This is a genomic window from Thioalkalivibrio sp. ALE17 (genome assembly GCF_000425605.1).
Lineage (GTDB): Bacteria > Pseudomonadota > Gammaproteobacteria > Ectothiorhodospirales > Ectothiorhodospiraceae > Thioalkalivibrio.
On the sequence record NZ_KE384405.1, the window covers coordinates 83905 to 105196 of the forward strand.

At 68.2% G+C, this 21292-nt stretch carries 22 protein-coding genes; 19 read left to right on the plus strand and 3 right to left on the minus strand.

Annotation, left to right across the window (positions count from 1 at the left end):
- The first annotated feature begins 132 nt into the window (after window positions 1-132).
- From H609_RS0112685 to H609_RS0112695, 3 genes are read left to right on the plus strand one after another with little or no spacing between them, the layout of a single operon-like run.
- Window positions 133-1491 carry a sodium-dependent transporter gene (locus H609_RS0112685; RefSeq protein ID WP_017940349.1) on the plus strand — a complete coding sequence of 453 codons (1359 nt, stop codon included), beginning with the start codon at window positions 133-135 and terminating at the stop codon, window positions 1489-1491.
- A complete protein-coding gene (locus H609_RS0112690; protein ID WP_018878811.1) occupies window positions 1491-1931 on the plus strand; it encodes a type II toxin-antitoxin system RatA family toxin in 441 nt (146 codons plus the stop codon). Before H609_RS0112685 ends, H609_RS0112690 begins: the two co-directional genes overlap by 1 nt.
- A 28-nt stretch (window positions 1932-1959) precedes the next feature.
- Window positions 1960-2313, plus strand: coding sequence for an RnfH family protein (locus H609_RS0112695; RefSeq protein ID WP_051074742.1), 354 nt, complete (start codon window positions 1960-1962; stop codon window positions 2311-2313).
- Between the two features lie 45 nt (window positions 2314-2358).
- Here H609_RS0112695 and H609_RS0112700 read toward each other — a convergent pair whose 3' ends face one another.
- Entirely contained in the window at window positions 2359-2721 is a 363-nt protein-coding gene (locus H609_RS0112700; protein WP_017940352.1) for an outer membrane protein assembly factor BamE, read from the minus strand.
- Window positions 2722-2819: 98 nt separating this feature from the next.
- Between H609_RS0112700 and fur the strand changes: the two genes are divergently transcribed.
- Window positions 2820-3245: a ferric iron uptake transcriptional regulator gene (gene fur / locus H609_RS0112705; RefSeq protein ID WP_017940353.1), complete on the plus strand. Its 426-nt coding sequence runs from the start codon at window positions 2820-2822 to the stop codon at window positions 3243-3245.
- A 977-nt stretch (window positions 3246-4222) separates the two neighbouring features.
- On the opposite strand, the gene H609_RS0112710 is transcribed toward fur, so the two are convergent.
- Window positions 4223-4912, minus strand: a complete 690-nt coding sequence (locus H609_RS0112710; protein ID WP_028485093.1) for a glutathione S-transferase family protein — start codon at window positions 4910-4912, stop codon at window positions 4223-4225.
- 115 nt (window positions 4913-5027) lie between these two features.
- Here H609_RS0112710 and H609_RS0112715 point away from each other — a divergent pair, with 115 nt between their 5' ends.
- The 12 genes from H609_RS0112715 to H609_RS0112770 all read left to right on the plus strand — a co-directional run bounded on the left by H609_RS0112715 (window position 5028) and on the right by H609_RS0112770 (window position 15526).
- Window positions 5028-5468 (plus strand): RNA-binding S4 domain-containing protein, encoded by a 441-nt coding sequence (locus H609_RS0112715; protein ID WP_017940403.1) that lies wholly within the window; start codon window positions 5028-5030, stop codon window positions 5466-5468.
- Window positions 5465-5932, plus strand: a complete 468-nt coding sequence (locus H609_RS0112720) for an NUDIX hydrolase (protein ID WP_017940404.1) — start codon at window positions 5465-5467, stop codon at window positions 5930-5932. The genes H609_RS0112715 and H609_RS0112720 overlap by 4 nt, the downstream gene beginning before the upstream one ends.
- A 52-nt stretch (window positions 5933-5984) precedes the next feature.
- Window positions 5985-7412, plus strand: coding sequence for a polynucleotide adenylyltransferase PcnB (pcnB, locus tag H609_RS0112725; RefSeq protein ID WP_028485094.1), 1428 nt, complete (start codon window positions 5985-5987; stop codon window positions 7410-7412).
- Window positions 7409-7951, plus strand: a complete 543-nt coding sequence (gene folK / locus H609_RS0112730) for a 2-amino-4-hydroxy-6-hydroxymethyldihydropteridine diphosphokinase (RefSeq protein ID WP_018875868.1) — start codon at window positions 7409-7411, stop codon at window positions 7949-7951. Before pcnB ends, folK begins: the two co-directional genes overlap by 4 nt.
- Complete coding sequence (locus H609_RS0112735) at window positions 7948-8598, plus strand: deoxynucleoside kinase (RefSeq protein ID WP_018867136.1); 651 nt, start codon at window positions 7948-7950, stop codon at window positions 8596-8598. The genes folK and H609_RS0112735 overlap by 4 nt, the downstream gene beginning before the upstream one ends.
- A 35-nt stretch (window positions 8599-8633) precedes the next feature.
- Complete coding sequence (panB, locus tag H609_RS0112740) at window positions 8634-9428, plus strand: 3-methyl-2-oxobutanoate hydroxymethyltransferase (protein WP_018881638.1); 795 nt, start codon at window positions 8634-8636, stop codon at window positions 9426-9428.
- Between the two features lie 15 nt (window positions 9429-9443).
- Window positions 9444-10322: a pantoate--beta-alanine ligase gene (gene panC / locus H609_RS0112745; RefSeq protein WP_018867138.1), complete on the plus strand. Its 879-nt coding sequence runs from the start codon at window positions 9444-9446 to the stop codon at window positions 10320-10322.
- A gap of 265 nt (window positions 10323-10587) precedes the next feature.
- Complete coding sequence (panD, locus tag H609_RS0112750) at window positions 10588-10968, plus strand: aspartate 1-decarboxylase (protein ID WP_026280257.1); 381 nt, start codon at window positions 10588-10590, stop codon at window positions 10966-10968.
- A 70-nt stretch (window positions 10969-11038) separates the two neighbouring features.
- Window positions 11039-12199, plus strand: coding sequence for an ADP-forming succinate--CoA ligase subunit beta (gene sucC / locus H609_RS0112755; RefSeq protein ID WP_028485095.1), 1161 nt, complete (start codon window positions 11039-11041; stop codon window positions 12197-12199).
- Complete coding sequence (sucD, locus tag H609_RS0112760; RefSeq protein WP_018878278.1) at window positions 12196-13065, plus strand: succinate--CoA ligase subunit alpha; 870 nt, start codon at window positions 12196-12198, stop codon at window positions 13063-13065. The genes sucC and sucD overlap by 4 nt, the downstream gene beginning before the upstream one ends.
- Before the next feature lie 7 nt (window positions 13066-13072).
- Window positions 13073-14767 (plus strand): NAD+ synthase, encoded by a 1695-nt coding sequence (locus H609_RS0112765; protein WP_028485096.1) that lies wholly within the window; start codon window positions 13073-13075, stop codon window positions 14765-14767.
- Window positions 14768-15187: 420 nt separating this feature from the next.
- On the plus strand, window positions 15188-15526 hold the full coding sequence (locus H609_RS0112770; protein WP_017940393.1) for a P-II family nitrogen regulator: 339 nt from the start codon (window positions 15188-15190) through the stop codon (window positions 15524-15526).
- A gap of 278 nt (window positions 15527-15804) precedes the next feature.
- On the opposite strand, the gene H609_RS0112775 is transcribed toward H609_RS0112770, so the two are convergent.
- On the minus strand, window positions 15805-16647 hold the full coding sequence (locus tag H609_RS0112775) for an outer membrane protein assembly factor BamD (protein ID WP_028485097.1): 843 nt from the start codon (window positions 16645-16647) through the stop codon (window positions 15805-15807).
- A 79-nt stretch (window positions 16648-16726) separates the two neighbouring features.
- Between H609_RS0112775 and rluD the strand changes: the two genes are divergently transcribed.
- The 3 genes from rluD to clpB all read left to right on the plus strand — a co-directional run bounded on the left by rluD (window position 16727) and on the right by clpB (window position 21234).
- Complete coding sequence (gene rluD, locus H609_RS0112780; RefSeq protein ID WP_028485098.1) at window positions 16727-17686, plus strand: 23S rRNA pseudouridine(1911/1915/1917) synthase RluD; 960 nt, start codon at window positions 16727-16729, stop codon at window positions 17684-17686.
- Entirely contained in the window at window positions 17679-18461 is a 783-nt protein-coding gene (gene pgeF, locus H609_RS0112785) for a peptidoglycan editing factor PgeF (RefSeq protein ID WP_028485099.1), read from the plus strand. The genes rluD and pgeF overlap by 8 nt, the downstream gene beginning before the upstream one ends.
- Before the next feature lie 190 nt (window positions 18462-18651).
- Window positions 18652-21234, plus strand: a complete 2583-nt coding sequence (clpB, locus tag H609_RS0112790) for an ATP-dependent chaperone ClpB (protein WP_017940397.1) — start codon at window positions 18652-18654, stop codon at window positions 21232-21234.
- Window positions 21235-21292 lie beyond the last annotated feature (58 nt).

Below are 21292 nucleotides of genomic sequence, written 5' to 3' on the forward strand. Positions count from 1 at the left end.
AGTTGAGCCTGAGGACCCGCTGCCCCACAATTCCGGCGGACTCGGCGACGCGCTGTGCGCCCGGGCCCGGGCGCTGCCCGGGCGCGATGGCCGCGCACACGCCTTCCGTCTCCGCTCACAAAGGAGCCACTGATGCCTGCCACGACCTCGATCCACGGGCAATGGACGACCCGCCTGGCCTTCATCCTGGCGGCCACCGGTTCGGCCGTCGGCCTCGGCAATATCTGGCGCTTCCCCTATATCGCCGGCGAGAACGGCGGCGGGGCCTTCGTGCTGGTGTATCTGGGCTGCATCCTGCTGATCGGCCTGCCGGTGATGATGGCGGAGATCCTGCTGGGGCGGCGCGGGCGCCAGAGCCCGATCAACACGATGTCCGCCCTGGCGCGCGAGGAGGGGCTCACGCGCGCCTGGGGGATGATCGGCTGGATCGGGGTCCTCGCCGGGTTCCTGATCCTGTCCTTCTACAGCGTGGTGGCCGGCTGGTCGCTGTCGTACGTCTTCAAATCGGGCACGGGCGGCTTCCTCGGGCTGGACGCGGACGGTTCCGAATCGATGTTCGGCAACATGCTGGCGGACCCGGAGGCGCTGCTGGCCTGGCACACCATCTTCATGGTGATGACGGCGATGGTGGTCGCGCGCGGGGTGCAGTCGGGCCTGGAGAAGGCGGTGACGATCCTGATGCCACTGCTGTTCGTGATGCTGGTGGTGATGGTCGGCTATGCAATGGTCGAGGGTCAGTTCTTCGCCGGCCTGCAGTTCCTGCTGTATCCCGATTTCTCCGCGCTGTCGGCGAATGCGGTGCTGCTGGCGATGGGCCAGGCCTTCTTCACGCTCAGTCTCGGGATGGGCGCGATCATGATCTACGGCAGCTACCTGCAGAGCGAGGCGTCCATCGCGCGCACCTCGGCGGCGGTGGTCGGGGCGGATACCCTGGTGGCGATCATGGCCGGGCTGGCGATCTTCCCCATCGTGCTCGGGGCCGGGCTGTCGGCCGAGCAGGGGCCGGGGCTGATCTTCGTGACCCTGCCGCTGGCGTTCGCCGATATGCCGGGCGGACTGTACTTCGGCACCATGTTCTTCGTGCTGCTGGTGTTCGCGGCCTGGACCTCGGCGATCTCCATCATCGAGCCGGCGGTCGCCTTCCTGGTCGAGAACATGGGTCTGACCCGGGTGATGGCGACCGCGATGATCGCCATCGGGGCCTGGTTCCTGGGGATTGGCGCGCTGCTGTCGCTGAACGTCTGGTCCGACTACACCCTGTTCGACATGGGCATCCTGGACCTGCTGGACTACGTGACGGCCAACATCCTGCTGCCGCTGGGCGGCTTCCTGATCGCGATCTTCGTGGGCTGGCGGATGACCGAGCGCTCGGTGCAGTCCGAGCTGCGCATGAAGCACCCGGCTCTGTATCAGGTCTGGTACTTCCTGGTGCGCTTCGTTGCTCCGGTCGCGATCCTGTTTGTCTTCCTGCGTGCGGTGGAGTTGATTTGATGGCCTCGAAGATTCGCCGCTACGCGGATGTGCCCTACACCCAGGAGCAGATGTTCAATCTCGTGAACGACGTCGATGCCTATCCGGAATTCCTGCCGGGCTGTCGCAGTGCGTCGGCGCACCCGCGCGGCGAGCACGAGGTGGAAGGCACGATCGAACTGGCCAAGGGCGCGTTGCACAAGTCGTTTACCACCCGCAATACCCTGAAACGCCCGGAGAGCATCGACATGCGCCTGGTCTCCGGACCGTTCCGGCGACTGCACGGGACCTGGACCTTCAGCCAGGTGGAGGGCGGCAAGACCCGTATCGCCCTGGAGTTGGAATTCGAGTTCGCCAACCGCATCATGGCCTTCGCGATCGGGCCGGTGTTCAACCAGATTGCCAATTCGCTGGTCGATGCCTTTGTCCAGCGCGCGCGCGAGGTCCACGGTGCCGGATAGTCCCGTGGCCCCGGCCGCCGCGGACGGCATGATCCGCGTGGAGGTGGCCTATGCGCGCCCCGACCGCCAGGTGATCCTGCCGCTGGTGGTGCCCGAGGGCACCACGGTGGATACCGCGCTGCGCCAGTCCGAGATCGAGCTGCAGTTTCCGGAGATCGACCTGGAGAATGCGAAGGTCGGGATCTTCGGCAAGATTACCCGGCGCGACACCGTGCTGCGGCCGCGTGACCGCATCGAGATCTACCGTCCGCTGATCGCGGACCCGAAGGAGGTGCGCCGCCAGCGCGCCGGGAAGGGGCGCAAGAAGAAGCCGGGCAAGGGAGACGCGGAAGCCGGGGGCGAATCGAAGAAGGACGCAGGGCCGGAGAACGCGGAGGAATAGCGAGAGCCCTGTGAGCCCGCGGCACTTCGGGGATGCAGGCGAGCGTCAGTCGTTGTCCATGTCCACCGGGTGCTCGTCCAGCGCGACCGGCTGCGGGATGTCGGCATCCACGTGGCTGACCACGCCATTCGCAAAATGCACTGTGACCCGCTGGCGCTCGGTCGCCCCGAAGCCCGGGCGGCGGTAGTAGACGTAGTCCCAGCGCTCGTCGGCGCGGAAGGCGGGCTCCAGCTGGGGCGACCCCATCAGGAAGCGGACCTGCTGCGGCGTCATGCCGGGCTGGATCTGCGCCACCTGGACGGGGTCGATCACGTTGCCCTGTTGTACATCCAGACGGAACTGGTTGAGGCCGCCGCAGGCGCTCAGCAGGCTTGCGGCCACGGCGATAGAAATGAGAATCTTGATCATCTGAGCGGGCGGTCCTCGGCGTCTGGTGGGCCGTGAACGCGCATGGTACACCAAAGCGTCCCGCCGCTCTCAAGCGGATCGGACCGGGAAAACAGGCAATGGAAACCAGTAATCTCAAGAAGGCGGGACTCAAGGTCACGCTGCCGCGGATGAAGATCCTCGAGATCCTCGAGACTTCGGAGACCCGGCATCTGACGGCCGAGGCGATCTATCGCGAGCTGCTCGAATCCGGCGAGGAGATCGGCCTGGCCACGGTGTATCGCGTGCTGACCCAGTTCGAGGCGGCCGGGCTGGTCTGTCGTCTGCACCTGGAGGGCAATCAGGCGGTGTTCGAGCTGGAGCGTGGTGGCCACCATGACCATATCGTGTGCAACCAGTGCGGGCGGGTCGAGGAGTTTTTCGACGAGACGATCGAGCGGCGCCAGCGCGAGGTGGCCCAGCACCACGGTTTTTCCATCAAGGATCATGCCCTGGTCCTGTACGGCGACTGTAACGACCACGCCTGTCCCCACCGCCCGGCCTGACCGCGATCGGGGTTTTGCTCACCGCGGACCGGCTGGCACCGGTTCCGCCGCGGGTATTCAGTAGCTTCCGATTCGGCTGCGTGCGTTGCTGTGGCTAGGCCTGGTTCGGCCTCTGGAGTTTAAGGTGCCTTCGTCCGGCCGTCTGCCCTGTGGTGGCTGGTCCTGGTTCTGCATCCGGTGTTTACGTGCCTTCGGTCCGCATACTGCCCGGCGCTGACTCGCCAGCGCGCCGCGAGGTACTTCTTTGCTCGTGCAAAGAAGTACCCAAGAAACACGCCCGACTGCCGCGACCCCGGCCCGCTGCGCGGGCCGGGGTTTCCCTCGCTCCGAGGGTTTTCGCGGGCGGCGCTGAACTCGCTGCGCCTGCGGCTCCGCTCAGACATCCAGCGCCTCTGACCCCGCGAAAACCCTCTCCACTCGGCGCGACGACAACGGGGAGGCAGGTCAAAACAACGGCGGTCCCGACGGTCTAGCCAGTGGTAAAGGCTAGGTCTTCGCACATCTAGGGCACGCTCGGCCTTCGGCCGTTGCGTGCCGCGCCCGCGGCGCGGGCGCCGGAGGCTTTCGGATGGCAATACCTATTGTTGTGTCGTGGGGCTGGAATACCTTCTGTCTTGACTTTCCTCTCCCGTATGGAGCCCCTCGTGGAGGGCGTGATGGGCCGGGAGAAGGCGCTGGATGTCTGAGCGGAGCCGAAGGCGCAGCGAGTTCAGCGCCGCCGGCCCAGCACGTCCGGAGCGAGGTTCCCGGGCGAAATCCGGGTGCCCTTCTTTGGGTACTTTCTTGGGCAAGCAAGAAAGTACCTCGGGGCGCGCTGGCGAGTCAGCGCCTGGCAGGCGGCGGACCGGAGGCACCGTAAACACTGAGGACGAACCAGGACCAGCCTCAACGAGGCAGGTGGTAGACCGTAGGCAGCCAGCATGTCCGATGCCGAACCGGGCGCGACCCCAGGGGTGGGTGGTCGGGAAAAGCCCGGGTCAGGCGGACCCGTCGAGCTGCGCCGCGAAATGCGCCGGCGCGTAGCCTTCCTGCTTGCGCAGATAGTCGGCCAGCTGGGCCGCAAAGTCGGCCGGGACCGAGTCCCGCACGGCCGGCATCTCGCGCAGCCGCTCCCAGCGCTGCGCCAGCCGTGGAAACGCCTCCGCCTCCCAGGGGCTGTCCGGGTCCGCAAGCAGCGCATAGCGCATCAGGATCGGTGCCAGGGTCGCGTCGATCAGCGAGAAATCCGGGGTGGCCAGGCGATCATCCCGCGTCATCTGCTGTTCCAGGCGCTCCAGCCCGCGCGCGGCCGTATGCCGCGCGAGCTCGAAGGCGTCCTCGGTGGCGGCTGTCATCCAGTGATACTGGGCAAAGGTCTGTTCCGAGAGGTACTCGATCCACGCCCGGGTGCGGGCCTGTTCCAGCGGGTCCGCCGGCATCAGGGCGCGCGGGGTGATGGCATCGATATACTCGTTGATCACCGCCGACTCGAACAGCACGGTGTCGTCGTCGACGATCAGCACCGGCACCTTCCCGAGCGGCGAGCGCGCGCGGAACCACTCCGGCGGGTCGGCCAGATCGATCAGGCTCAGTTCGAACGGGGCCTGCTTGTATTTCAGCGTGATCACGCTACGCTGGACAAACGGACAGATGGCGAAACTGATCAGGTGCAGATGCGGCAGATTCATGAGGGTCCTCGGCGTCCTGGGTCGGGGCAGGTCACGGTCCGGATGACCGCGGAACGTCGGTGCCTGGCCTGGAAAGGTTGCGCATTGTCCCCCCTCGCGCAGGCCCGGGGAAGCCTTGGCCAGGGGTAGCGGCCACCACGAGGCGCCCAGCGCCGGGCTGCGGATCGACAAGTGGCTGTGGGCCGCGCGTTTCTACAAGACGCGCGGGCTGGCCAGCGAAGCGGTTGGCGGCGGCAAGGTCCACGTGAACGGCGAGCGCTGCAAGCCGGCGCGGCGCGTGCATCCCGGTGACCGCCTGACGATCCATCGGGGCCCGCAGGTCTGGGAGCTGGACGTGGTGGGGCTGAACGAGCAGCGCCGGCCGGCCCGCGAGGCACAGGCTCTGTACGAGGAGACCCCGGAGAGCCAGGCCCGGCGCGAGGCGGAAAGCGAGCGCCGCCGGGCCGAGCGCGCGGTGGCGGACAGTGCGCCCAGCCGCCGGCCGGACAAGCGCGAGCGGCGCAAGATTCGCCGTTTTATTCGCCAGGATGACAGCGACAGGAGCGAATCCGAGTGACATCCCTCGAAGGCAGTGGCCCTCCGGTGACCCCGCGTGTGGCGGTGGATCTGGTGATCCGTCATCCGGCCCAGCCCGGTCGGGTGCTGGTGATCGAGCGGCGCAACCCCCCGCATGGCTGGGCGCTCCCCGGGGGCTTCGTCGACGTTGGCGAGTCCGCCGAGCATGCCGCGGTGCGCGAGGCGCGCGAGGAGACCGGGCTGGAGGTCGAGCTTGAGGTGTTGCTGGGCGTTTATTCCGACCCGGAGCGCGATCCGCGCGGGCATACCGTCAGCGCGGTCTATATCGCCCGTGGCCGGGGCGAGGCGAAGGCCGCCGACGATGCCACCGACTGCGCCTGGCTGGACCCGGAGGATCCGGATCCGGTCCTGGTGTTCGATCACCGGCGCATCCTCGATGACTACCGCCGCTGGCGTCTGACCGGTGAAACCGCCGCGCCACGCCCGGTGCGAAAAGCGGGATGAAGCCGGCCAAGCTGTTACCATACGGCGCTTTCGACCACCGCTACGGTATCGCGTGACAAAGGCTGACCCCGCAACCCCGACTCGACCCGACAGCGAGCTGCCGGAACCGCGTGTCTACGAGCGCGCGGATCACGGGATCTCGCGCGCGGCGATCGACGACAACGCCCTGAAGGTGCTCTATCGCCTGCGCGACGCGGGTTACCGTGCCTGTCTGGTGGGCGGCGGTGTGCGTGACCTGCTGCTGGGCCGCGAACCGAAGGATTTCGACGTGGCCACCGACGCGACGCCCGAGCAGGTGCGCGGGCTGTTCCGCAACTGTCGCCTGATCGGGCGCCGCTTCCGCCTGGCGCATGTGCTGTTCGGGCGCGAGATGATCGAGGTGGCGACCTTTCGCGCCCCGCATGACGACGAGTCCGGGGACGAGGGCCAGGTGGCACTGAGCGAGGAAGGCCGCATCCTGCGGGACAACCGCTACGGCACCATCGAGCAGGACGCGATCCGCCGCGACTTCAGCGTCAACGCCCTGTACTACGACATCGAAGACTTCTCGGTGCTGGACTACACCGGCGGGGTCGAGGACCTGCGCGCGGGCGTGCTGCGCCTGATCGGCGACGACGTCGAGACCCGGCTGCGCGAGGACCCGGTGCGCATGCTGCGGGCGGTGCGCTTCTCCGCCAAACTGGGGCTGACCATCGCGCCGGAGGTCGAGGCCGGCATCCATGAGCTGGCCTCGCTGATGCAGACCGTGGCGCCCGCGCGGCTGTTCGACGAGGTGATCAAGTTGTTCCACAGCGGCGCGGCGGTGACCTGCCTGGACGAGCTCGAGCGCTTTGGCCTGTTCGAGGCGATGTTCCCCGAGGCGGCGGACTGCTTTGCCGATCCGGATGTCGGTCCCGAGCGGCGCCAGTTCCTGGTCGAGTCGTTGCTGAACACCGACAAGCGCATCAACGAGGGGCTGGGCGTGAACCCGGCCTTCCTCTATGCCGCGATCCTGTGGGCACCGGTGCAGGTGGCCGCGGCGCAACGGATCGACGACGGCGAGCAGGAGATCCCGGCCTGGCAACAGGCGATGGCCGAGGTGCTCGATCGGCAGGTGAAGACGGTCTCTATCCCCAAGCGCTTCAGCCTGATTGTGCGCGAGATCTGGGAACTGCAGGCGCGCCTGGAGCGCCATCGGGGCGGCCGCGCGCTGCGCCTGCTGACCCATCCGCGTTTTCGTGCCGGCTACGACTTCCTCTGTCTGCGCGCCCGTGCCGGCGATGCCGACCCCGAGCTGTGCCGCTGGTGGACCGAGATCCAGGAGCAGGACGAGGCCGGCCAGAAGGCCATGGCCGGAGCCCCGAAGGGGCCCAAAGGTGACGGCAAGTCGGGTGCCAAGGGCAAGTCGCGCCGCGGTGGCCGCCGTCGGCGCCGGGGTCGCAAGGGGGGTGGCGATAACACTGGACCGGCCCCGAAGCCGGATGCGGGGGGTGGCGAGTGAGCACGGCCGATCACGGCGTGCAGGCCTTCATCGGGATCGGGGCCAACCTGGGCGAGCCCGAGGCACAGGTGCGCGAGGCGTTTGAGCGTCTGGCGCAGGAACTGCCGCAGACGCGCCTGACCGGGCGTTCCCGGCTGTTCCGCAACCCGCCGATGGGTCCGCAGGACCAGCCCGACTACGTGAACGCGGTGGCCCGGCTGCACACCCGTCTGGAGCCGCTGGACCTGCTGGCGGGTCTGCAGGCAATCGAGTGCGCCTGCGGCCGCAAGCGCGACGGCAGCCGCTGGGGGCCGCGGCTTCTGGATCTGGACCTGTTGCTGTTCGGTGAACAGTCGCTGGATCTGCCGGGCCTGCAGGTGCCGCATGCCGGCATCGCCGAGCGTGATTTCGTGGTCCTGCCGTTGCTGGAGCTGGCGCCTGGTCTGCAGATCCCGGGTGCGGGCCCGCTGGAGGGGCTGGCGCGGCGCTTCGACGGCGCGAGCCTGATTCCGATCGCGGAGCCGGAGGTGAGCATCGCGGCGGCGGAGGGACGCCGATGAGCCTGGGCGATTTCGATTTCATCGCGGTCGAGGGGCCGATCGGGGTTGGCAAGTCCAGCCTGGCGAAACGCCTGGCCGAGCACCTTCAGGCCGAGGGCATCTTCGAGGCGCCGGACGAGAACCCGTTCCTCGACCGCTTCTACCAGGAGCCGGACAAGCATGCCCTGGCGACCCAGCTGCACTTCCTGGTGCAGCGCGTGCGCCAGCTGACGCCAGTGGCGCAGAAGGGGCTGTTCGAGCAGCGGCACGTGTCCGACTATCTGATGGACAAGGACCCGCTGTTCGCCGAGCTGAACCTGCACCCCGATGAGCTGGAGATCTATCGCGAGATGTTCCGGCACCTGCGCGGCGGCCTGCCGCGGCCGGACCTGGTGATCTACCTGCAGGCGCCGGTGGACGTGCTGCAGGAGCGCATCCGCCGCCGGGCACGACCGTACGAACGTCACATCGAGGCCGGTTACCTGGAACGGCTGAACGCCGCCTACGCGGAATTCTTCTATCATTTCGAAGGGCCGGCGCTCGTGATTGTGAACGCCACCGAGATTGACTGGGTGAACAACCCGGCCGATTTCGACCAGCTGGTGCAGTTTCTGGAGCCGATCCAGGGCGGGCGGCACTACTTCAACCCGTTGCCCATCTCGCTCTAGAGGGTGGCAAGCCGGACTGCCCGGGAGGCATGAACATGCGGCCGATTACCGTGAACACCCTGGCCCGGCGCAAGCAGGCCGGCGAGCCGATCGCCTGCCTCACTGCCTACGACGCGGCCTTCGCCGGGCTGCTGGACCGCTGCGGGGTCGACGTGATCCTGGTCGGCGATTCGCTCGGCATGGTGGTGCAGGGCCACACGACCACCCTGCCGGTGACGCTGGACGACATGGTCTATCACGTCGCCAACGTGGCGCGCGGCAGCGAGAACGCCCTGATCATGGCGGATATCCCGTTTCTGGGCGATGTCGATGTCGCCACCGCCCTGGCCCAGTCCGGGGCACTGCTGCGGGCCGGGGCGCACATGGTCAAGGTCGAATGCGGGGCGGTGGAGGTGCCGATCGTGGAACGCCTGGTGTCCGCCGGCATTCCGGTCTGCGCCCACCTTGGGCTGACGCCGCAGGCCGTTCACCGCTTTGGTGGCCACCGCGTGCAGGGGCGCGATCCGAAGGCGGCGGCCGAGATGGAATCCCTGGCCGCGCGCCTGGAGAGTGCGGGGGCGCAGGCCCTGCTGCTGGAGGGCATCCCGGAGAGCCTGGCCGATGCCATCGTGCGCAGCGCCGGGGTGCCGGTGATCGGCATCGGTGCCAGTCCGCGCTGTGACGGCCAGGTGCTGGTGCTGTCGGATGTGCTTGGCCTGACCCCCGAGCCGCCGCGCTTCGCGCGGGATTTCCTCGCCGAGGGGGGCTCCCTGGAAGGCGCGGTACGCGCCTACTGCGACGCCGTGCGGACCCGGGCGTTCCCGCAATCCGGCGTCCATACCTTTACCTGACACGGAAGCCCGAGCATGAGAATCCTGCGTGATCGGCCACAGCTGGTGGCCATGCATCGAGAGTGGTCGCGCAAGGGGCGCGGCACCGTGGCGCTGGTGCCCACCATGGGCAACCTGCACGAGGGGCACCTGACCCTGATCCGGCATGCGCGGGCGCGCGCCCAGCGGGTGGTGGTTTCGATCTTCGTGAATCCGTTGCAGTTTGATCGCGCCGAGGACCTGGAGCGTTATCCGCGCACCCTGGAGGAGGATGCCCGTCTGGCGACCGATGCCGGCGTGGATGCGCTGTTCTGCCCCAGCAACGAGGACATGTATCCCGATGACGGCATGCCCCCGGTACGCGTGGTCGTGCCGGGGCTGTCGGAGATCCTCGAGGGGGACTACCGACCGGGGCACTTCGACGGGGTGGCCACCGTGGTGACCAAGCTGTTCAACCTGGTGCGCCCGGACCTGGCCCTGTTCGGCGAGAAGGACTTCCAGCAGTTCAAGCTGATCGAGCGCATGGTGCAGGGGCTGGACATCCCGACCCGGGTGGAGGCCATCCCCACGGTGCGCGAGGCGGACGGTCTGGCCTTCAGCTCGCGCAACCATCAGCTGTCGGAGGCCGCCCGTGCGGTAGCCCCCGAACTCAAGCGGGTGCTGGACGAGGTCGCGATGGTCTGCCGTACCGCCACTGTGTTCGACGCCGACCGCATCCCCGAGGTCGAGGGACGGGCCTGCGAACGACTGCGCGAGGCCGGTTTCGATCCGGAGTACCTTTCCATCCGCCGCGCCGAGGACCTGCTGGAACCGGCCTCGGGCGTACCGCTGGCGGAGCAGGACCTCGTGGTCCTGTCCGCCGCCTGGCTGGACGACGTGCGCCTGATCGACAACGTCCGCACCCGCCCGGCCTGATCCTTTTTGGCAACCACGAAGCAAAGAACGTTCACAGGAAGACGGGAAGATTTGAAGAGGGCTGGATGGCCCTTGATCGTCTACGCACCGCCAATCAAGAATCCCTTCCTGTCTTCCAGCCTTCCTGTGAATGGCCCTTGAATTTCTTCGTGCCTTCGTGGGCTTCGTGGTGAAAAACATTGACCTGAACGGGCGGGTTTGCCGTGGTCGCCGGGATCGCGGATAATTTTCCGCCCTTCCGAGGTACAAGCCGGGAATTCGCCGTATGGTTGTCACTATGCTGAAAGGCAAGCTGCATCAGGGCCGGGTCACGCATTGCGAGCTGGAGTACGAAGGCTCCTGCGCGATCGATACCCGCCTGCTGGAGGCGGCCGGCATCCTGCCGTTCGAGCAGATCCAGATCTACAACATCGACAATGGCGAGCGCTTCACGACCTACGCGATCGAGGGCGAGGCCGGTTCCGGCATCATCTCGGTCAATGGCGCGGCCGCGCACAAGGCGGCGGTGGGCCATCGCGTGATCATCTGCGCCTATGCTCAGATGGAGGCCGCCGAGGCCCGCGAATTCACCCCCGACCTGGTCTATCTCGACGCCGCCAACCGGATCATTCGCACCGGTCACGGCATCCCGGTCCAGGCCGCCTGATTTCCCTCTCCTCCGCGCACGGCCCGCCCGCAGTTGTCGGGCCGGGGGCGCGCCGCTATCCTCGACGCCCATGAATCTCCACGAATTTCAGGCCAAGGCGCGCTTTCGCGACGCCGGCATCCCCGTTCCCGACGGTCAGGTGATCACCGCGATCGATGCACTACCCGGCGCCTGGCAGGCGCTGGGTACCGAGCGCGTGCTGGTCAAGGCCCAGGTCCACTCCGGCGGTCGTGGCAAGGCCGGCGGCGTGGTGATGGCGGATTCCCTCGATGCGGCGCGCGCGGCGGCGGAGAACCTGCTGGGTTCGCGCCTGGTCACCGGCCAGAGCGGCCCCGAGGGGCTGCCGGTGGACCAGCTGCTGCTGGAGCCGGCGGTGGATATTGCCCGCGAATTCTACTTCGCCATGCTGGTGGACCGCGCGCGCGAGCGCCTGGCGCTGGTGGTCTCCGCCGAGGGCGGCATGGATATCGAGACGCTGGCGGCCGAGCGCCCCGAGGCGGTCGTGACCCTGCCGATCCATCCGGCCACCGGGGTAATGCCGTTTCATGGCCGCCGGGTGGCCTCGACCCTGGGCCTGGCCGGCGCCGCCGCCAAGGCCATGGCGCAGCTGGTGACCAACGCGCATGCCCTGTTCCAGCAGCTCGATGCCCAGTTGCTCGAGGTCAACCCGCTGGTGCTGACCGGCGATGACCGGCTGCTGGCGATCGACGCCAAGCTGACCATCGACGACTCCGCAGCCTACCGCCAGAAGGCGCTGTTCGAAGAGCGCGACGCGCGCCAGCGCGACCCGGCCGAGGAACAGGCGCACGAGCACGACCTCAATTACATCCGCCTGGATGGCTCCATCGGCTGCATGGTCAACGGTGCCGGCCTGGCGATGGCGACCATGGACCTGATCCAGCACCACGGCGGCGAACCCGCCAACTTCCTGGATGTCGGTGGCGGCACGACGGTGGAGCGGGTGACCGCGGCCTTCAAGCTGATCCTGTCCGATGCCTCGGTGAAGGCCGTACTGGTCAACATCTTCGGCGGCATCGTGCGCTGCGACCTGATCGCCGAGGGCATCATCGCCGCGATCCGCGAGGTGCAGGTCCAGGTGCCGGTGGTGGTGCGCCTGGAGGGCACCAACGCCGAGCAGGGCCGCAGTGCGCTGGCGCACTCGGGCCTGGACGTGATCCCGGCCGCTGATCTGGACGCGGCAGCGCGGGCCGTAGTGGAGGCCGTGGCATGAGCATTCTCGTCGACCGCGACACCAAGGTGATCTGTCAGGGCTTCACCGGCAAGCAGGGCAGTTTCCACTCGGAACAGGCCATCGCCTACGGGACCCGCCTGGTCGGGGGCGTAACCCCCGGCAAGGGCGGGCAGACCCATCTGGATCGGCCGGTGTTCGATACCGTGGCCGACGCGGTGGCGACCACCGGCGCGACCGTCAGTATGATCTACGTGCCGGCCCCGTTCGCCGCGGACGCGATCTGCGAGGCGGCGGACGCCGGGATCGAGCTGGCGGTCTGCATCACCGAGGGCATCCCGGTACAGGACATGGTCCGGGTCAAGCAGGTGCTGGCCGGCAGCCCGACGCGCCTGATTGGCCCCAACTGCCCGGGCATCATCACCCCGGATGCCTGCAAGGTCGGGATCATGCCCGGCTACATCCATCGCCGCGGGCGCATCGGCATCATCTCGCGCTCGGGTACGCTGACCTACGAGGCGGTCAAGCAGACCTCGGACCTTGGACTGGGCCAGAGCACCTGCGTGGGCATCGGTGGTGACCCGATCCAGGGCCTGGACTTTGTCGACTGCCTGCGCCTGTTCCGCGAGGATCCGGAGACCGACGGCGTGCTGATGGTGGGCGAGATCGGTGGCGACGCCGAGGAACGCGCCGCGCGCTTTATCGCGGACGAATTCGACAAGCCGGTGGCCGCCTATATTGCCGGCGCCACCGCACCGCCGGGCCGGCGCATGGGCCATGCCGGGGCGATCATCGCCGGTGGTCAGGGCACCGCGGCGCAGAAGATGACCGCCCTGCGCGAGGCCGGTGCGACCGTGGCCGAGAGCCCGGCGGAACTGGGCGCCGCGATGCAGTCCGCACTGGTCTGATCCGCGGATGAGCGCCGATTCGCCCCTGCGTCTGGCCCTGGCCCAGATCAACCCGGTGGTGGGCGGTCTGGAGGACAACCGCCACCGCATCCTCGAGGCGATCGAACAGGCCCGCGCCGGCGGCGCCCGCGCAGTGGTGTTCCCCGAACTGGCGGTCACCGGCTACCCGCCGGAGGACCTGCTGCTGCGTCCGGCGTTTCTGCTGGGCGTGGAGCGCGTGGTGACCGCGATCACCGAGGCGGCGCGGGGTATCGATGTGATCCTGGGCGCCCCGGTGCACGGCGAGGCGGGCCTGATCAACGCGGCGCTCTGGCTGCGCGACGGGGCCTGCATCGCGCGCTATGCCAAGCAGGTCCTGCCCAATTACTCGGTGTTCGACGAAGAGCGCTACTTCGTCGCCGGCACCGAGGCCTGCGTGGTCGAACTGGACGGCTGGCGGGTCGGACTGACGGTCTGCGAGGACATCTGGCAGCCGGCCCCGGCGACCGCGGCGCGGGCCGCCGGGGCCGAGCTCCTGCTGAATCTCAACGCGTCGCCCTACCACCGCGGCAAGGCCGAGGAACGCCTGCGCGTGGTGGGCCAGCGCGTCGCCGAGACCGGTTGCCCGGTCGTCTACGTGAACCAGGTAGGTGGCCAGGACGAGCTGGTCTTTGACGGTCGTTCCTTCGTGCAGGATCCGGTCAACGGCGCGCGGGCCGTGCTGCCGGCCTGGGCGACCGGCCTGGGGCAGGTGGAGGCGCGCCGCGGGGTGCAGGGTCCGATTCTGCACCCCCGCGACGAGCACCTGCACCTGTCCGCCTGCGGCATCCGGCCGACGCTGACCGACCCCGGTCCGGAACCGGACGAGGCCGATGCCCGCGACCTCTACCAGGCGCTGATGATCGGCATCCGCGACTACGTGACCAAGAACGGCTTTCCCGGGGTGCTGCTGGGCCTGTCCGGCGGGATCGACTCCGGACTGACCGCGGCGCTGGCCACCGACGCCCTGGGCCCGGCGGCGGTCACGGCCGTGATGATGCCCTATCGCTATACCGCCTCGATCAGCATCGAGGATGCCGAGGCACAGGCCCGGCTGCTGGGACTGGAGTATCACGAGATCGCGATCGAACCGATGGTCGAGAGTTTCATGGCGGGGCTGGGAGATGCCCTGTCCGCGTATCCGGCCGGGGCGGGGGACGTAACCGAGCAGAACCTGCAGGCGCGCGCCCGGGGCGTGCTCCTGATGGCGCTGTCCAACCGCAGCGGCAAGCTGTTGCTGGCCACGGGCAACAAATCCGAGATGGCGGTGGGCTACTCCACGCTGTACGGCGACATGAATGGCGGTTTCGCGCCGCTGAAGGATGTCTCCAAGCAGTGGGTGTATCGCCTGGCGCGCTGGCGCAACACGCGCGGGCCGGCGATCCCGGAACGGGTGATCGAACGTCCGCCCAGCGCGGAGCTGGCGCCGGATCAGCAGGATGCCGACTCGCTGCCGCCGTACGAGGTGCTGGACGCGATCCTCGAGGCCTTTGTCGAACAGGAACGGTCCGTCGCCGAGATCGTCGCGCAGGGTTTTGACCGCCCCACGGTGGAGCGCATCGCCCGCATGGTGTTCATCGCCGAGTACAAGCGCCGCCAGGCCGCGCCCGGAATACGGGTCAGCCCGCGCGCCTTCGGCCGCGACCGGCGCTACCCGATCACCTCCGGCTACCGCCCGGACTGATCCGCGCCGACGCGCGCAGAGTTCACCACGAAGCACACGAAGGCACGAAGAAGGTCAAGGACGGTTCACAGGAAGACAGGAAGTACCGAAGGTTCTGAATGGGGTGTCCCGGGCTGCGGTCTTAGGGCCCCGACAATACTGACTCGGTGCCTCGCTCCGTCCGACGTATCCGAAACGGCGGCATATTGCGGACCGGAAAGGACTTCCCCGATCAACCACAGGCCCTCTTCCAGCCTTCCCGTCTTCCTGTTAAACGCCCTTGACCTGGCCCTTCTTCGTGCCTTCGTGTGCTTCGTGGTCGATTCCAAGCAGCGTCGAACGTCGCGAGAAGGCGAGGACCACAGCGCAGCCCCGGGGGTTTGATACACTTTCAGGGGTGAGACAAGCGCCTGCGCAGCGGGCACAACCAAAGGGATTCGCATGAAGAAGATCGAGGCGATCATCAAGCCGTTCAAGCTGGAAGATGTCCGCGAGGCCCTGACCGAGATGGGTATCGCCGGGATGACCGCGACCGAGGTCCAGGGCTTCGGGCGCCAGAAGGGCCACACCGAGCTCTACCGGGGCGCGGAATACGTGGTCGATTTCCTGCCCAAGGTGAAGCTGGAACTGGTGGTGGACGACGACCGGGTCGACCCCTGCATCGATGCGATCGTGAAGGCCTCGCGCACCGGCAAGATCGGGGACGGCAAGATCTTCGTGTCGGATATGTCGCGCGTGGTCCGCATCCGCACCGGCGAAGAGGGCAGCGAGGCCCTCTGAGCGACCTGCCTTTCGGCGTCGCTTGGATTCACCACGAAGCGCACGAAGGCACGAAGGAGGTTAAAAGCCTTTTCACTACAGAGGATACGGAGCACACAGAGAAAGGCCTAAATTGGTGATGTTCGATGACTCAGACGGAGCTCGATGCGCCTTGCCCTGCAGCCCTGATTTTCTCCGTGTCCTCCGTGCACTCTGTGGTGCAAACGCCCTTGACCTTGCCCTTCTTCGTGCCTTCGTGTGCTTCGTGGTGAGTCCAAACAGCGCCGGGAGGTGCCAACTCAGTTGGTGAGGAAGGGGATGCGGTCCATCACGCGCCACAGGCCGCGGCGTTCCTCGCGTTCCAGTTCCACCGGCTCGCCCGCGCGCACGGCCACGGCGGCGTCCGGGTAGTTCAGCTCCAGCACGGTCATGGTGTTCTCGGCGTGATCGTCCAGGCCGAGCTCGGTGTAGGCGCGATGCAGCACGGCCAGGGCCTTCGGCATGACCTCGGAGCCGGGGTATACGGCCACCACGTTGCGGGCGCGCTGCGCGGCGGCGACCCAGGCGGTGCGTTCCATGTAGAACTCGGCCACCCGCAGTTCGTAGGCGGCCAGCGCATTGCGGATGTAGATCATGCGCTGGTAGGCGTCCGGGGCGTAGCGGCTGTCGGGAAACTCGCGGATCAGGCGGTCGAAGTCCTGGAAGGCCTGGTCGAAGGGCTCCGGGTCCATCTCGGCGGGGTCGCGCGGGAACAGGTTGGCGAGGAAGCCCTGCTGGCGGTTGAAGTTGATCAGCCCGCGCAGGTAGTACGCATAATCGAGGTTCGGGTGGCGCGGGTTCAGCTGCACGAAGCGGTCCACCGCGGCCAGGGCGGGTTCCGGCTCGCCGGCCTTGTAGTAGGCGTAGGGGATCTCGATCTGCGCCTGCTGGGCATAGCGCCCGAAGGGATAGCGCGCCTCGAGTTTTTCGTAGTATTCGACGGCCTGGTCGTAGTTGCCCTCGTTCAGGGCGTTCTTGGCCTCGCCGTAGAGCTGGCTGGCGGACCAGCCGAGCGTGGGGTCTTCGCGCCCGGCACAGCCGGCGACCACGAGCGCCACAATCAGAACGACGAGCAGGCGCGACAGGTGCGGGACAGAAATCACGGCGAGGCCTCACAGATGAACCGAAGTGCAGGGATTCTACAACATCAAGCCCCGGTGGCGACGAGCGGGAGGCCGCGCAATGAGTGAACCGCGGGAGGCCTGTCTGCCGGAAGAAGCGGCGGGACAGCGCCTGGATGCCGCGCTGGCGCGGCTGTTCCCGGAGTACTCGCGCAGCCAGCTGACCCAGTGGCTGAAGGAGGGCGCGCTGCGGGTGGATGGTGGCTCGCCCCGCCCGCGCACGCCGGTGCGCGGGGGCGAGCGGGTCGAGCTGACGGCGCCCGAGGCGCCGGTGCTGGAGGCCCGGCCCGAGGCCATTGCGCTGGACATCGTGTACGAGGACGCCGCGGTGCTGGTGGTCAACAAGCCGGCCGGGCTGGTGGCCCACCCGGCGGCCGGGCATCGCGACGGCACGCTGGTCAATGCCCTGCTGCACCACGCCCCGGAGCTGGCGCAGCTGCCGCGCGCCGGAGTGGTCCACCGCCTGGACAAGGACACCACCGGCCTGATGGTGGTCGCGCGTACGCCCGAGGCCCAGACCGCCCTGGTGCGCCAATTGCAGGCGCGCAGCGTGCACCGCGAGTACCGCGCCCTGGTCCAGGGCCGAGTGATCAGCGGGGCCACCATCGACGAGCCGATCGGGCGTCATCCGGTTGATCGCAAGCGCCAGGCCGTGACCGCGGCCGGCAAGCCCGCAGTCACGCATTACCGTGTGGCGGAGCGCTTTCCCGCGCACACCCTGCTGAACGTACGTCTGGAGACCGGGCGCACGCACCAGATCCGTGTGCATATGGCACATATCCGCCACCCGATCGTGGGGGATCTGACCTACGGCGGTCGTCCGCGCCCGGTGAAGGGCATGGGCGACGCGGCGAAGGCGACGGTCGCGGTCTTCAAGCGCCAGGCCCTGCATGCGGCCCGCCTGGAGTTCGAGCATCCGGAGACGGGCGAGCCCTGCGCCTTCGAGGCCCCGCTGCCGGAGGATTTCGAGGCCCTGCTCGCGGCCCTGCGCGCCGATGCCCGGGAGGACGGGGATGTCTGAGGCCCTGCCGCTGTTGAAACCCGGGCCCGGGGAACTCCCGGCCGGGGTGCACGCGCTGCAGACGACCCGGACGGGTGGCGTCAGTACCGGGCCCTGGGCCGCGCTGAATCTGGCCCTGCATACTGGCGATGCCCCGGATCACGTGGCGGAAAACCGGCGCCGACTGGAACAGTCCCTGGGGTGCGCCGCGCCCATCGCCTGGCCGCGCCAGGTCCATGGGACGACCGTGATCACCGCCGATGCCCTGCAGGCGGCGCTGAAGGCGGGCGATACGCCCGAGGCCGATGCGGTGGTCAGCGACCGGCCGGGGGCGATCTGCGCCGTGCAGACCGCCGATTGTCTGCCCGTGGTGCTGGCGACAGTGGACGGCGCGGCGGTCGGGGTGGCCCACGCCGGCTGGCGTGGGCTGGCCGATGGGGTGCTGGAGGCAACGATCTTGGCGCTGAACGGCCTGCGGCCAGGTGTGCCAATCCGGGCCTGGATGGGGGCTGCCATCGGACCCGTCGCCTTCGAGGTCGGGCCCGAGGTGCGCGAGGCCTTCCGGGCGCAGGATCCGGAGGCCGATGCCGCGTTTCGGCCCGGTGCCGGGGGGCGCCTGCTGGCGGATCTCTACCGGCTGGCGCGCCAGCGGCTGCAGCGGGCCGGTGTGGCGCAGGTCGCCGGCGGGGGCCGCTGCACCTTCACCGAGGCGGAGACCTTCTATTCCTATCGTCGCGACGGAGCGACCGGCCGCATGGGCACGCTCGTGTGGTTCGCCCCCGACCCCGCGCGATAGCCACCTGTCACGGCGAGGCCCTGCCAGGGGCCGTGGCAGTCGCTGGATACACCCCGACGCTGGTTTCGCGGCGAGCCTCGGCTCTGGCCCCGCGTAGCGGTTTCCGCGCGTCTATCCTTGAAGCCGGGGGGATTGTCCCCAACGTTGGTGTCAGTTCAACAAGATTCGACCGAGGGGTTTCCCAATGCGAATGGATCGCCTGACCACCAAATTCCAGTCCGCCATCGCGGACGCACAGTCGCTCGCGGTTGGCCGCGACCATCAGTTCATCGAGCCGTCCCACCTGCTGCTGGCCCTGCTGGACCAGGAGGGGGGCACGATCCGTCACGTGCTCGACCGCGCCGGCGCCAACGTGCGCCAGTTGCGCTCCGCTTTGGGCGAGGCGCTGGATCGCCTGCCGAAGGTGGAAGGCGCCGCGGGCGAGGTGCATGTCTCCAACGACCTGGGGCGCATGCTGAACGTCTGCGACAAGCTCGCCCAGGAGCGCAAGGACCAGTACATCCCCAGCGAGCTGTTCCTGCTCGCGGCGATCGACGAGAAGGCCGGTGTCGGCGAGATGCTGCGCAACGCTGGCGCCAACAAGGACTCCCTGGAGAAGGCTGTGGAGGACATGCGCGGCGGGGCCCAGGTGGACGACCCGAACGCCGAGGAGAACCGCCAGGCCCTGGACAAGTACACCATCGACCTCACCGAGCGCGCCGAGCAGGGCAAGCTGGACCCGGTAATCGGGCGCGACGAGGAGATCCGCCGCTCGATCCAGGTGCTGCAGCGGCGCACCAAGAACAACCCGGTGCTGATCGGCGAGCCGGGTGTGGGCAAGACCGCGATCGTCGAGGGCCTGGCGCAGCGCATCATCAACGGCGAGGTGCCGGAGGGGCTCAAGGACAAGCGCGTGCTGGCGCTGGACCTGGGGGCGTTGCTGGCCGGGGCCAAGTACCGCGGCGATTTCGAGGAGCGGCTGAAGTCCGTGCTCAAGGAGCTGTCGCAGGAAGAGGGTCGCGTGATCCTGTTCATCGACGAGATCCACACCCTGGTGGGCGCCGGCAAGGCCGAGGGCGCGATGGACGCCGGTAACATGCTCAAGCCGGCCCTGGCGCGCGGCGAGCTGCACTGCATCGGCGCGACCACGCTGGACGAATACCGCCAGAACATCGAGAAGGACGCCGCGCTGGAGCGCCGCTTCCAGAAGGTGCTGGTGGACGAGCCCACGCAGGAAGACACCATCGCCATCCTGCGCGGGCTGAAGGAGCGCTACGAGGTCCACCACGGGATCGAGATCACCGACCCGGCGATCGTCGCCGCCGCACAGCTGTCGCAGCGCTACATCACCGACCGGCAGCTGCCGGACAAGGCGATCGACCTGATCGACGAGGCCAGCTCGCGCATCCGCATGGAGATCGACTCCAAGCCCGAGTCCATGGACCGGCTGGAACGGCGCTTGATCCAGCTGAAGATCGAGCGCGAGGCCCTGAAGAAGGAATCCGACGACGCCTCGAAGAAGCGCCTGGGCACGCTGGAGGAGGAGATCGAACGCCTGGAGCGCGAGTACTCCGACCTGGAAGAAGTGTGGAAGTCCGAGAAGGCCTCGGTCTCCGGGGCGGCCCAGTTGAAGGAAGAGCTCGAGCGCGCCCGTACCGAGCTGGAGACGGCCCGCCGCGCCGGGGATCTGTCGCGCATGTCGGAACTGCAGTACGGCCGTATCCCGGACCTGGAGAAGTCCCTCGCCATGGCTCACGAGATGGAGAGCCAGGAGACCCAGCTGCTGCGCAACAAGGTCACCGACGAGGAGATCGCCGAGGTCGTCTCGCGCTGGACCGGCATCCCGGTCTCCAAGATGCTGGAGGGCGAGAAGGACAAGCTGCTGCGCATGGAAGAGGCCATCGGTGACCGAGTGGTCGGCCAGTCCGAGGCGGTGCGCGCGGTGGCCAACGCCATCCGCCGCTCGCGGGCGGGCCTGTCCGACCCGAACCGCCCGAACGGCTCGTTCCTGTTCCTTGGCCCGACCGGCGTGGGCAAGACCGAGCTGACCAAGGCGCTGGCCGGGTTCCTGTTCGACACCGAAGAGGCGATGGTGCGCATCGACATGTCCGAGTTTATGGAGAAGCACTCCGTGGCGCGGCTGATCGGGGCGCCCCCGGGCTACGTCGGCTACGAGGAGGGCGGCTACCTGACCGAGGCCGTGCGCCGCAAGCCGTACTCCGTGATCCTGCTCGACGAGGTCGAGAAGGCGCACCCGGATGTCTTCAACGTGCTGCTGCAGGTGCTGGATGACGGCCGCCTGACCGATGGGCATGGCCGCACCGTGGACTTCCGCAATACGGTGATCGTGATGACCTCCAACCTGGGCTCGCAGCAGATCCAGGAGATGGCCGGCGAGGAGAACTACGCGGCGATGAAGGGCGCGGTGATGGAGATCGTCGGGCAGCACTTCCGTCCCGAGTTCATCAACCGTGTGGACGACGTGGTGGTGTTCCATCCGCTGGAGCGCGAACAGATCCGCGCGATCGCCGATATCCAGCTGCAGTACCTGCGCAAGCGGCTGGAAGAGCGCGACCTGGGCCTGACCATCACCGACGCCGCGCTGGATCACCTGGGGGCCGCGGGCTTCGACCCGGTCTACGGGGCGCGCCCGCTCAAGCGGGCGATCCAGACCCAGCTGGAGAACCCGCTGGCGCAGTCGCTGCTGGCCGGCGAGTTCGGCCCCGGCGACACCATCGAGGTGGACATGGCCGGCGAGCAGCTGGCCTTCACCCGGGCGGCGGCCGCGGCCTGATCCGTCCGCTATCCTGCACCCGTGACAAGGCCCGCCCCGAGCGGGCCTTTTTCATGCC